At 31.1% G+C, this 12685-nt stretch carries 13 protein-coding genes; 9 read left to right on the forward strand and 4 right to left on the reverse strand.

Annotated elements, in window-relative coordinates; all coding sequences use genetic code 11:
* Positions 1–257: 257 nt before the first annotated feature.
* The 7 genes from OH806_RS12875 (at position 258) to OH806_RS12905 (ending at position 7202) form a co-directional block, all read left to right on the forward strand.
* Positions 258–1514 (forward strand): aminotransferase class I/II-fold pyridoxal phosphate-dependent enzyme, encoded by a 1257-nt coding sequence (locus OH806_RS12875; RefSeq protein WP_264744080.1) that lies wholly within the window; start codon positions 258–260, stop codon positions 1512–1514.
* 5 nt (positions 1515–1519) lie between these two features.
* Positions 1520–2155, forward strand: a complete 636-nt coding sequence (locus tag OH806_RS12880) for a TetR/AcrR family transcriptional regulator (RefSeq protein WP_264744081.1) — start codon at positions 1520–1522, stop codon at positions 2153–2155.
* 101 nt (positions 2156–2256) lie between these two features.
* On the forward strand, positions 2257–3342 hold the full coding sequence (gene dnaX, locus OH806_RS12885) for a DNA polymerase III subunit gamma/tau (RefSeq protein WP_264744082.1): 1086 nt from the start codon (positions 2257–2259) through the stop codon (positions 3340–3342).
* 80 nt (positions 3343–3422) lie between these two features.
* A complete protein-coding gene (locus OH806_RS12890) occupies positions 3423–3950 on the forward strand; it encodes a hypothetical protein (RefSeq protein ID WP_264744083.1) in 528 nt (175 codons plus the stop codon).
* Positions 3951–4356: 406 nt separating this feature from the next.
* Positions 4357–5436: a bifunctional 3-deoxy-7-phosphoheptulonate synthase/chorismate mutase type II gene (locus OH806_RS12895; RefSeq protein WP_264744084.1), complete on the forward strand. Its 1080-nt coding sequence runs from the start codon at positions 4357–4359 to the stop codon at positions 5434–5436.
* A 109-nt stretch (positions 5437–5545) separates the two neighbouring features.
* On the forward strand, positions 5546–6472 hold the full coding sequence (gene rsgA / locus OH806_RS12900) for a ribosome small subunit-dependent GTPase A (RefSeq protein ID WP_264744085.1): 927 nt from the start codon (positions 5546–5548) through the stop codon (positions 6470–6472).
* A 313-nt stretch (positions 6473–6785) separates the two neighbouring features.
* The gene (locus OH806_RS12905) at positions 6786–7202 is read left to right on the forward strand and encodes a nucleoside-diphosphate kinase (protein WP_034722935.1); all 417 of its coding nucleotides are present in this window, start codon (positions 6786–6788) and stop codon (positions 7200–7202) included.
* Positions 7203–7541: 339 nt separating this feature from the next.
* On the opposite strand, the gene rpe is transcribed toward OH806_RS12905, so the two are convergent.
* Both rpe and chrP read right to left on the reverse strand, forming a co-directional pair.
* Positions 7542–8192, reverse strand: coding sequence for a ribulose-phosphate 3-epimerase (rpe, locus tag OH806_RS12910; protein WP_264744086.1), 651 nt, complete (start codon positions 8190–8192; stop codon positions 7542–7544).
* A gap of 84 nt (positions 8193–8276) precedes the next feature.
* Positions 8277–9350 carry a chryseobasin maturation metalloprotease ChrP gene (chrP, locus tag OH806_RS12915; RefSeq protein WP_264744087.1) on the reverse strand — a complete coding sequence of 358 codons (1074 nt, stop codon included), beginning with the start codon at positions 9348–9350 and terminating at the stop codon, positions 8277–8279.
* Between the two features lie 53 nt (positions 9351–9403).
* On the opposite strand from chrP, the gene OH806_RS12920 reads away from it, so the two are divergent.
* On the forward strand, positions 9404–10108 hold the full coding sequence (locus OH806_RS12920) for a DUF4294 domain-containing protein (RefSeq protein WP_264744088.1): 705 nt from the start codon (positions 9404–9406) through the stop codon (positions 10106–10108).
* 44 nt (positions 10109–10152) lie between these two features.
* Here OH806_RS12920 and OH806_RS12925 read toward each other — a convergent pair whose 3' ends face one another.
* Together OH806_RS12925 and mnmD are read right to left on the reverse strand one after the other, a co-directional pair.
* A complete protein-coding gene (locus tag OH806_RS12925) occupies positions 10153–10569 on the reverse strand; it encodes an NUDIX domain-containing protein (protein WP_264744089.1) in 417 nt (138 codons plus the stop codon).
* A 130-nt stretch (positions 10570–10699) separates the two neighbouring features.
* Positions 10700–11374, reverse strand: coding sequence for a tRNA (5-methylaminomethyl-2-thiouridine)(34)-methyltransferase MnmD (gene mnmD, locus OH806_RS12930; protein WP_264744090.1), 675 nt, complete (start codon positions 11372–11374; stop codon positions 10700–10702).
* Positions 11375–11458: 84 nt separating this feature from the next.
* On the opposite strand from mnmD, the gene OH806_RS12935 reads away from it, so the two are divergent.
* On the forward strand, positions 11459–12529 hold the full coding sequence (locus tag OH806_RS12935; RefSeq protein ID WP_264744091.1) for a branched-chain amino acid aminotransferase: 1071 nt from the start codon (positions 11459–11461) through the stop codon (positions 12527–12529).
* Positions 12530–12685 lie beyond the last annotated feature (156 nt).

The following is a 12685-nucleotide window of genomic DNA, read 5'->3' on the forward strand; positions in this document are numbered from 1 at the left end:
TAATTAAAATTATTATTATTGCAAATAAATTATTGTAATATTGTAAAATTGTATAATTTATTTAATATTAATTTTTCAAGATTGAATTAGGTGTAATTATTATATATTATAGATATTTTAAAGTAGAGTATAAAATATTCACTCTTTTATAATTTATATTTAGAAATGTTTTAAGCATAATAAAAATTCATTAAAGATCGGAGCTTTCAAATTGAAATAATCATATATTTGTTTCTTAAACAACTAATAAATTGAGGATGGACATTGATTTTACGACGGCAACTTTCAAAGATTTTGAAAATATTTCAAACTTTGATATGTCACAAAGAGCTGAGATTTTTTATGAATTTTTGGATTACATGAAATCCAACGGGCATATGAATTACAGACTGAAAAATAATTCAGGATGTAGTTCTGTAATGAATGTTGATATTAATAATACACAAAAAGATTATATTAGTTTTGTGTCAAATGATTATTTAGGATTTACACAACATCCGAAAGTAAAGCAAGCTGCTATAGAAGGAATTCAGAAATATGGTTCCGGCGCGGGTGCTTCTCCTCTTATTGGAGGACATTTTTCTTTTCATGATGATTTGGAAAAAAAAATATCCTCTTTTTTTGGCAGAAAGCAAGAAGAAGCAGTTATATTTACAACAGGATATACTGCTAATAGCGCAACTTTACAGATATTATTGCAAAAGGAAGATATAGCCATTGTTGATATGGCAGTACATGCAAGTGTGCATGAAGGTTGTGCTTTTACGAACACAAAAACATTTCCGCATAATAATTTGGATGCATTGGAACATATTTTGAAGACATCAGAAGGTAGATATCGTACAAAGCTTGTAATTATAGATGGGATATATTCTCAGGATGGAGATGTTTCGCCTCTAAAAGATATTTATAATTTAGTTAAAAAATATAATGCATATTTAATGGTGGATGATGCTCATGGAGTAGGAATTTTGGGGAAAACAGGAAGAGGTGCTTTAGAAGAAGCAGATCTTTTGGATAAAGTAGATATCATTACAGGAACGTTTAGTAAAACATTTAGTAATGTAGGAGGGTATATTATTACCGAGAAAAAACTGGCTGCTTTTATAAGATTTCAGTCTAGACAGCAAATTTTTTCTGCGACAGCTCCTCCTTCTACAATGGGTATCATTAAAGCTATTGATTTAATAGATGAAGAGCCAGAGTGGCGAGCAAAATTATGGGATAATATTAATTACTTTAAAAAGGGACTCAATGACATAGGACTTGATACAGGGAATACCTGTTCTGCAATAGTTCCTGTAAAAATTGGAGACCCTAATGTAACAGGAGACATTGGTAAGCTACTTATTGAAAGAGGTATTTATACAAATCCTATATTATATCCCGCTGTAGCCAGAAAAGATGCCAGAATAAGAATGGCTGTAATGGCAACTCATGAAAAAGATCATCTGGATAAAACGCTTAATGCATTTGAAGATATCAATAATAATTTGCATATTGCAAAAAAATAATAAACATGACTAGAAAAGTTGTACAAGGTCCGATTAGAGACAAGGAGAAAACTAAACAAAAACTACTCGCTGCTGTAGGTAAAATTTTAAAAACAAAAGGATACTCAGGTCTTAAGGTTAGTAAAATAGCATTAGTTGCAGGCTTTGATAAAAAGCTGATCTATGAATACTTTGGTAGTACAGATAAGTTAATTGATGAATACATCAAATCTCAAGATTATTGGAGTAAACTTAGCCCAAATGATATAGCGGAGAATATAGACCTTTCTGATGGTGGACAAGAACTTTCTAAAATAGCTCTAATTAATCAATTTGAGAGTTTAAAAAAGAATAAAGAACTTCAAAAGATTATTCTTTGGGAGCTTTCAGAGAATAAGCCTATTTTAAAAAAGTTAGCTGATGAACGTAAAGAGTTAGGAGATAACTTATTCAAAAATATTACAGATCCTTATTTTGGGGAAGAAAAAGCCAAAAAATTCAGAGCCGTTATGGCAATAATGATTTCAGGGCTTTATTATCTAAATATACATACAGCTACTAATGGAAGTACTTTCTGCGGACTTGATATGAAGAGTGCTGAAGGAAGAGCTGAAATTGAAAAAGCTATTGTTGATATTATAGATTCTAGTTACAAAAAATAAAGATGATTAAAAGTTTTCTTATTTGACTAAAAATGGTTTTTTATTGATAATTTGAAAACTTTTAATTTTCAAATTAGAACTATATTTCTTATTTTTGGCAAATGGAAAATTTTATTGTATCTGCTAGAAAATACCGTCCACAGGAGTTTGATACTGTTGTTGGGCAGTCTCATATTACAGATACTTTAGAACATGCGATTGAAGAAAATCAGTTAGCACAGGCTTTGCTATTTTGTGGTCCTAGAGGAGTAGGAAAAACTACTTGTGCGAGAATTTTAGCAAGAAAGATTAACGAAAAAGACGGTTCTGTCTCAGAAGATGGTTTCGCATACAATATCTACGAATTAGATGCTGCATCTAATAACTCTGTGGATGATATCCGTGAGCTGATAGATCAGGTTCGTTTTGCTCCTCAGGTTGGTAAATATAAAGTTTATATTATCGACGAGGTTCATATGTTGTCTTCTGCTGCCTTCAATGCATTCCTCAAAACTCTTGAAGAACCACCCGCTCATGCGATTTTCATTCTGGCTACTACTGAAAAGCATAAAATTATTCCTACAATTTTATCTCGTTGTCAGATTTATGATTTCAAGAGAATTACTATTGAAGATATTCAGAATCATTTAAGAAATATAGCTCAAAAAGAGAATATTCAGTACGAAGATGATGCTCTGTATCTTATAGCTCAGAAAGCCGACGGAGCTCTTCGAGATGCTTTGTCTATTTTTGATCGACTTTCTACATTTTCACAAAAGAATATTACTTTGGCAAAAGCCGCTGAAGTATTGAATATTCTGGATTATGATCAATATCTTAATGTTGTAGATTTAGCCAAAGAAAATAAAATTCCTGAAGTTCTTTTTGCTTTTAATGAAATAGTGAAGAAAGGATTTGATCCTCATATATTTATTGCAGGTTTAGGAAATCATTTCAGAGATTTAATGATGGCTCAAAATGCATCAACAATTGACCTGATTGAAGTAGGTGAAAAAACTAAAACTAAATTTGTAGAACAAGCCCAAAAATGGAATCCTCAGCAATTAATAGATGCCATTGAGATTTGCAACCATGCAGATATTAATTATAAAAACTCTAAAAATCCTAGACTTACAGTAGAAATAGCATTAATGCAATTGGCTTCTTTAACGGCTAATTTTGATATTTCTAAAAAAAAAAGTTTATAATATTAGCTCCGTTTCTTGATGAAAAACAGGAAATAAAAGTTTCCAAACCTCAGGAAATCAAACAGGAGAAAGTTGAGAAAGTGGTTGTTGAAGAAACTCAACAAGAATCAACAATTATAAAAACTTCAAAACCCTTGTCAAAATCAGGGATTTCCACTGGTTTCAGTATTAATTCTTTTTTAAATAAAGAAGAAAAAGTATTGGTTGATGAAACAGCCGTAATAAAGGACGAGAATCTGCCCCAAAAACACTTTACAGAAACGGATTTATTGACAGAGTGGAATATTTTTCTAAAACAACTGAAATTCAAAGAACCATTCGTCTTTAATGCAATCAAAGGCTTTAAGCTTGAAAAAACCGGAGAAAAAAACATCACGGTATCTTATCCCTCAGACTCGGCTAAAGTGGAGTTTGATAAAATAAGTGGAGAATTTTTCAATCATTTTAAAAGAAAAGTTAGCAATTATTCTATCGAGATAAATTATAAACGAGATTTTGAAAATCTAAAGATAGAAGTAATGACAAAAAAGAAAATTTTCGAAAAATTTGTAGAAAAAAATCCATTATTAAAAGATCTTGATGATTTAATGAAGTTTGATTTGACATAATTTTTATATATTTGTCAAAGTTTTTTGAAAAAAATAAATTTTTGACAAAAACAAATCAATCAGAAAAGCCTATAAATAGGCAATTCATATTATAAAGTGAGACCAATTACATCACATAAATTTAATCCTTTCGGATTTGCAACTGCTAATTATTTTAGCGGTTATTTTGGTTTTTCTTTTAGCTATTTTAGAAATTTCAGAAACTATTATCGATTTTATTGGTATTGTAACTGAATTTCTTTCCAAAAAAATAATACAGGAATAATTTATATGATTTTTAATTCCTGATTCCCTTAAACTTAAAATAATTTTAACGGCATTTTTTGAAAAGAATTATAAATTGAATTTTTATAATCAAATATACTATTGACTTAATTTAACAAAAAGAACAAAATAAATTTAAAATATGAACTTAAAAGACCTTAACAATGACTGGATTAATGAGTTCTCAGAACCATTAATGATTGCAGGGCCATGTAGTGCAGAAAGTGAGGCTCAAATGCTTGAAACTGCGAAAAGAATTAAAGAAACCAATGCTCAGGTTCCCATTTTTCGTGCGGGAATCTGGAAACCTCGTACCAAACCAAATGGTTTTGAAGGAGTGGGAGTTATCGGGTTGAACTGGCTGAAAAAAGTAAAAGAAGAATACGGTTTCAAAACAGCAACTGAGGTTGCCAATGCTCATCACGTCTTTGCAGCTTTAGAAGCAGATGTAGACATTCTTTGGATTGGGGCTCGTTCTACGGTTAATCCTTTTACAGTTCAGGAAATTGCAATGGCATTAAGAGGAACCGACAAGCCTGTTTTTGTTAAAAACCCGGTAAATCCGGATTTAGCATTATGGATTGGTGCTTTAGAAAGGCTTTTAGGACAAGATATAAAAAAACTGGGAGTTATTCACAGAGGTTTTTCAACGTATCAAAAAACAAAATACCGAAATAATCCAAATTGGCAGATTGCATTAGATTTTAAGAGCCAATTTCCTAATATTCCGATGTTGATAGACCCATCTCACATTTGCGGAAACAGAACAGGATTGGCGGATATTACTCAGGAAGCATTAAACGTGGGTTATCAAGGTGCAATTATTGAAACTCATTGCAATCCTGATGAAGCATGGAGTGATGCTGCTCAACAAATCACACCTGAAGTTTTGGCTGAACTAATAGGTAATCTTAAGATAAGAAATGCAGGTTTAGCAGGATTTGATGAAGAAATGGGACGACACAGAACTTTGATTTCTGATATTGATTTTCAGTTAATTGAATTGCTTTCTCAAAGAATGAAAATTTCTGGTAAAATTGGTAAGCTGAAAAAGGAAAATGATATTGCTATTTTTCAACCGGAACGTTGGAAAGTTATCACAGAATACGCAGTTCAAAAAGCTAAGGAAACAGGTATGTCTCAGGAGTTTATTGAAAAAGTTTTCAAAGCTATTCACGAAGAGTCTATTGAGGTTCAAAACAGCATAATGATAGACAGATAATCTATTTAAATATAATACTTAATAAATTTAGGGTTTAGGAAAAAGGTTAGTTTTATTACTGAATCTTTATTCTAAGCCCTAATTGCTTATATTTGCATCAGCTAAATATATGAAAGGAAAAGTCATTAAATCTACAGGAAGTTGGTATCAGGTTTTAGAATTGGAAACCGATAAGATTTTCGAAGCAAGAATTCGAGGCAAATTTAAGTTAATTAAAACAAGATTAACCAATCCTCTTGCTGTAGGAGATTTCGTGGAATTTCAGTTGGAACAGGATGATATCGCATGGATTACTAAGATTGAACCTCGTAGAAATTATATCATCAGAAAATCTGTAAACCTTTCCAAAGAAGCGCATATTATTGCATCAAATGTAGATTTAGCCTGTTTTATTTTCACTTTAAAACACCCTGAAACTTCACTTGGTTTTCTTGACAGATTTTTGGCATGCTGTGAAGCCTATAACATCACACCATTGATTTTATTTAATAAAATTGATGTTCTACATGGTGAAGAATTAGAAATTGTAAAAGATATAGAGTTTCTTTATCAGGAAATAGGGTATAATACACTGGAAATTTCATCTTATTCAAAGCTAAATTTAGACCAATTACAGGATATTCTGAAAGATAAAACATCAGTATTTTTCGGGCATTCAGGATGCGGAAAGTCAACTTTAGTGAATGCTTTACAACCAGGTTTGAATTTAAAAACCTCTGAAATTTCAGATACACATCTCAAAGGAAAGCATACAACTACCTTTGCACAAATGCACTTTTGGGACTTTGGGGGAAACGTAATTGACACTCCGGGAGTTCGTGAATTTGCTATGATTGATATTGAAAAAGAAGAAGTACAACATTATTTTCCGGAAATTTTCAAAAAAAGGGAAGGGTGTAAATATCATAACTGCCTACACATCAATGAACCCAAATGTGCTGTTATTGACAGTTTAGAATCGGGAAAAATTCAACATTCGAGGTATTCTACCTATATAAAATTAATGGAAGAGGCAGAAGAAGCGACTCAAAAATAACAAAATCTTAATATTTACAGAATATAATATATCTTGTTTAAAAAATTAAACGAGAGTTTAAACTTTTGAAAAATTGGAAGTTAGCTGATGTTTTTGGGAATTATGATAAATAAAAAACCCAGCCGAAGCTGGGTAAAAACTAATAACCATGAAAACTCAAATTAAACATGAGAATCGCAATAGAATAAACAATTACTGTGCCAAAGTTTATATTTGAAATTCTTAATAAAAGTTATTTTTGTGTTAAAGAAAAATTAAAATCAAAATCAAAGATATTTTTTGTAATTTTGCGCCATTAAAAAAATATACATTTATGTCAAATATTACATTTACAATGATTAAGCCTGATGCAGTTGCTGATGGACATATCGGAGCTATTTTAGGTAAAATCGCTGAAGGTGGTTTTAAAATCAAAGCTTTGAAATTAACTCAGTTGACTGTAGCTGATGCAAAAAAATTCTATGAAGTTCACGCAGAAAGACCTTTCTATGGAGAATTAGTAGAATTCATGAGCTCTGGACCAATCGTTGCTGCTGTTTTAGAAAAAGACAATGCGGTTGAAGATTTCAGAACTCTTATCGGTTCTACAAATCCTGCTGAAGCTGCTGAAGGAACTATCAGAAAAATGTTTGCTAGAAGCATCGGAGAGAATGCTGTTCATGGTTCAGATTCTGATGAGAATGCTCTTATTGAAGCTCAATTCCATTTTTCTGGAAGAGAAATTTTCTAAGAAAAAATATTTCAAAATAAAAAATCCGTAGAATTTCTACGGATTTTTGTTTTTTAAGCCAAAATGTCATAAAATAAATTATGTTATTTTTTAATAGCATGAATATTAACTGTACATGCTGTCATTAATTTAAATAAGTGTAAATACAGAATAAAAATCCGTGATTTTACGGATGTATAGTATTTTATTTATTCTGACCTTTACATCATCATTAGAATATGGAAATTTTAATCATTTGAAAGTCTTAAACAAAAAACTAATAACCACTATAAATTCAGATTTTCAATGAGAAAGGCAGCTAATTTAGCTGCCTTTGTTTGTTATCTAAAAACTGATTAATTAAATTTTCAGCAATTCAATTGTTCTTTCAGGGTTTTCTGATGAAAATACAGCATTACCTGCAACCAGAACATCAGCTCCTGCTTCAAATAATTTTCCAGCATTGTCAATATTCACACCTCCATCAATCTGAATAAGAGCTGTAGAATTATTACTTAAGATTAAATCTTTAGTTTCAGAGATTTTCTTGTAAGTATTTTCGATGAATTTTTGTCCTCCAAACCCAGGATTTACGCTCATTAATAATACCAAATCTACATCTGCAATAATGTCTTCTAACATTAATACAGGAGTAGAAGGATTTAAAACAACTCCTGCTTTTGCACCTTTGCTTTGGATAAGGTGAATTGTTCTGTGAAGATGAGTACAAGCCTCATAATGAACAGAAACTAAATCTGCTCCGTAATTGATAAATTCTTCAACATATTTTTCAGGCTCAACAATCATTAAATGTACATCAACAAATTTCTTTGCGTGTTGTTGAATAGTTTTCATTACAGGAAAACCAAATGAAATGTTTGGAACAAATCTACCATCCATCACATCAACATGGAACCAGTCTGCCTGTGAATTGTTTAGCATTTCAATGTCTCTTTGCAGGTTCCCAAAGTCTGCCGATAAAAGGGAAGGAGCAATAAGCTTCGTTTTCATTTTTACTTATATTTAGATTTTAGAAGTTAGAAATTAGAGGTTAGAATAAAACTAACTTCTAAAATCTAATTTCTAACTTCTTTTTTAATGATACTTCAGTTTCATTTCCGGTTTTATCTTAAGAAGAGTTTCATAGATAAGCTTAATTACATTTCCAACATCTTCTTTAGCTACCATTTCAACCGTTGTGTGCATATAGCGCAAAGGTAATGAAATTAAAGCACTTGGTACCCCTCCGTTTGAATGGGCAAATGCATCTGTATCTGTTCCTGTAGCTCTACTTGCAGCTGCTCTTTGGAAAGGTATTTTTTTGTTTTTTGCAGTATCTATGATTAATTCTCTGATGGTATGATGAATACTTGGCGCAAAGAAAACTACAGGTCCATCTCCACATTTTTGATCACCTTCTTTTTTCTTTTCGATCATTGGAGTTGTAGTATCGTGAGTAACATCGGTAACGATTGCAATATTTGGTTTAATAGTATCTGCAATCATATCTGCCCCATATAATCCAACTTCTTCCTGAACAGAATTTGTTATATATAATCCAAAAGGAAGAGATTTTTTGTTTTCTTTTAAAAGTCTTGCTACTTCAGCAATCATAAAGCCTCCGATTCTGTTATCTAAAGCTCTGCAAACAAAATATCTGTCATTAAGTTCAAAAAACTCATCAGGATAAGTAATCATACAACCAACATAAACACCAAGTTCTTCAACTTCTTTTTTTGAGGTTGCGCCACAATCTATGAAAATGTTTTCAATTTTGGGAGTAGGCTCATTTTGATTGGTTCTTGTATGAATTGCCGGCCATCCGAAAACACCTTTTACAATTCCTTTTTCACCATGAATATGTACTATTTTTGATGGAGCAATAGTTTGATCTGACCCTCCGTTTCTGATAACGTAAATTAATCCGTCATCTGTAATATAGTTTACATACCAAGAAATTTCGTCTGCATGAGCTTCAATTACAACTTTAAACTCTGCTTCAGGATTAATAATTCCATAGCATGTTCCGTAATGATCTACTTCAATTTTATCGACATATGGTTTGATATAATTCATCCAAACTTCCTGTCCTTTGTGTTCGTAACCAGTCGGAGATGATGTATTTAAATAATTTTCTAAAAATTTTAAAGATTTCTTTTCAAATTTCATAAAAAGGGAATGATTTTTGCGTTTAAATTTCCGTTCTAATACGCGTAAAAATAATGAATTTTAATAAGATTATTTGTCTTTTTCTCTTCTTTTTTGGGATCAGTATTTTTGGTCAGAAAGACTCTATAATTGCAAAACCACTGAGTCAATACCCGGCAGAATTGTTGAGAGTAGATGAGTTTGGCAACAAATATTATTACGACGAAAAACAGAAAGCTAAAATCTATGAAATAAATGGCGAAACTGTAGTGGTAATGGATGAATTGGTTTTAGTCAATAAGCCGAAATTCAATAATCAATTAGATAGAAATTATTACTATTTTTTGAATAAGAAATTATACAGAGTATATCCTTTATTTGTAACTGCTTTACAACAGTATAGAGATATTCAGGTAGAAATGAATAACTTGGATAGCAATGCAAAAAGGAAGTATGTGAAAGACAGACAAAATATGCTTGCAGATCAGTATGAAAAGCAATTGAGAGATTTGACGACAACGGAAGGACAGGTTTTCGCAAAACTGATGAACAGAGCAACAGGAAAAAACGTGTATGAAATAATTAAAGAACTGAGAGGAGGATGGAGTGCTTTTTGGTGGAATTTAAAAGGAAAAATGGCAAATATTGATTTAAAAGATCAGTACAATCCGTATAAAAACAGAACTGATGAGTTTATAGAATCTCTTCTTCAGTCAAACTGGAACTCTGGATATCTTCAACCTTATCCTGGAGCTAAAGATTTTAAAATAGTAAAATAAGTTAGTAGTAAATAATTTTCAAAAAAATTCCTGTAAAGCTTTTTTTACAGGAATTTTTCTTTTAGTTTATCAAATACTATTTTATCTATCGGTAAAGGTAAAGGGTTATCTGGTCTATCTATTTCAACCCATTCAGTTTTTTCAATACAAGGATCAAGTATTAAAAAATCTTCTTCATTGATGATGTTTACAATATAATATATGGTAAGTAGTTGTTCGTTCTCTCTAAAACGGGAAACAAGAAAATTCTCCTGAGTGTAAAAATGTTCAATAACTTCAACTTTTACATTCAATTCTTCATCAAATTCTCGATGTAAGCAATCTATTAATCCTTCTCCAAATTCTAATCCACCTCCCGGAAATTTCATTAAAGGTTCTCCTGCATATTCCTCAAACAATGTCAAAACTTTTTTGTCTTTTACGGCGCAAGCATAAACTCTAATGTTTATCTTATCTATCATATTTAAAAATTTGTAAAGCTAATGTAAGAAATTTTATATAGAATGAGGATAGCAATATTAGAAATTGAAATTAAATAATTATTAAAAGTTAATTGCTGATTTATCCTTATTATATGTATACAATCTATTTTTATAGTTTAATCGCATTAATCATTTCTCTTTTTCCTGGAGGTCCTTGTTTCTTTTCAACTTTGAAGTTAAGTTCCTGTAGAATTCTTCTTACGCTTCCTTTAGAAGAATAGGTTGTTAATAATCCGTTTACATTCATTTTGTCGGCAACAAGTTCGAATAAGGGCTTTTCCCAAAGATCTGGTTGTACTCTCGCCCCAAAACAATCGAAATAAACGAGATTAATTTTAGGCAACTCTATGTTTTTAAGGTCAAAAAAGTCACATTCAATTTTTTTTAAGTTGAAACCTTTAATAATTTCAACTGATTTTTCCCAGTCAACCTGATGAACTTTTTGATAAATATTTTTAAATTCTGGGTTATCAAAAAGTTCAAAATACGCCAAATCGTTAATTTCGGATTCATTTATTGGGTACTTTTCCAGTGAAAAATAATTTATAATATGATTTTTGTCAGTTTTTAAATATTCATTAATTGTAACCAAAACATTCAAACCTGTTCCAAAACCGAGTTCTAAAATATTAATTTCGTAATTATTTATTAAATTTAGTCCATTTTTAATAAACACATGTTCTGCTTCTTGTAATGCACCATGGTGTGAATGATAGTTTTCATTTAAATCATTAATAAACAGTGTTTTACTTCCGTCATTTGTGGTCTTAATTTCTCTTTTCAAGCTATTTTTTTACAAATTTACTTCAAAATTTTTATATTTAGAAAATTATGTTAAATTTGTAGAACATCATAAAAAATTTTAGAAATGATAATTCAAAAAACTGAAAACTCCAGAATTTCTACATTCGACCCAAACAATTTTTCATTCGGAACTACATTTATCGATCATATGATAATATGTGAGTATGAGAATGGAAAGTGGGGTGATGTAAAATTAGTTCCTTATGGTCCTATGCCTTTTACACCTGCAATGATGGGAGTAAACTACGGACAAGCTTGTTTTGAGGGTATGAAAGCCTATAAAGACAAAGACGGGCAGGTTTTCCTTTTCAGGCCTGAAAAGAATTTTGAACGTATCAACAAGTCAGCAAAGCGTCTTGCAATGCCTGAGGTAACGGAAGAAATGTTTTTAGAAGGATTGAAGGCATTAGTAGATGTAGACAGAGAATGGATCCCTCAAGGTGAAGGAATGTCTTTATATTTAAGACCTTTAATTTTTGCAACAGAAGAAGCCTTAAAAGCAAGAGTATCTGAGAAATATATGTTTGCGATCGTTGCTACACCAGCTAAAATGTATTATACAGAACCTGTATCAGTGAAAATTTCTGATCATTATTCAAGAGCGGCAAATGGTGGGGTAGGCTCTGCAAAAGCAGCAGGAAATTATGCAGCATCTTTTTACCCGACTCAACTAGCTATTGAAGAAGGATATGAGCAAATTATTTGGACAGATGATGCTACTCACGAATATTTTGAGGAAAGTGGAACAATGAATGTATTTGTAAGAATCAATGATACAATCTACACTCCACCAACATCTGAAAAAATTCTTGACGGTGTAACAAGAGATAGCTTTATTCAATTGGCTAAGAGAAGAGGAATTGAAGTAAAAGTTGAGCCAATTAAAGTGAAAGATGTTGTTGAAGCTCAGAAAAATGGAACGTTAAAAGAAGTTTGGGGAGTTGGAACTGCAGTAGTTACAACAGTTTTCCAGGCATTAGGATATAACGGAGAAAAATTAGCTTTACCTAAACTTTCTGATGAAGAAAGCTATGCAGTAACCCTTAAAAAAGATTTAGTTGATATACAAGCAAACCTTGCTGAAGATCCTTTCGGATGGAGAGTTTTAGTAGATCACGTTCTTGAAACTGTTTAATTTAAATAACATATAAGAATAATAAAAGTCGGAAATTTTTCCGGCTTTTTTGTTTCTTGTTAAAAGAAAGCTCTACTTATAATAACATATGAAGTCTTTTTAAAAAGTTTATTCATTAGTTTAATTTCATTCAATATATATATTAAGTTTTGTAAT

The organism is Chryseobacterium oryctis, assembly GCF_025971925.1.
GTDB lineage: Bacteria > Bacteroidota > Bacteroidia > Flavobacteriales > Weeksellaceae > Chryseobacterium > Chryseobacterium oryctis.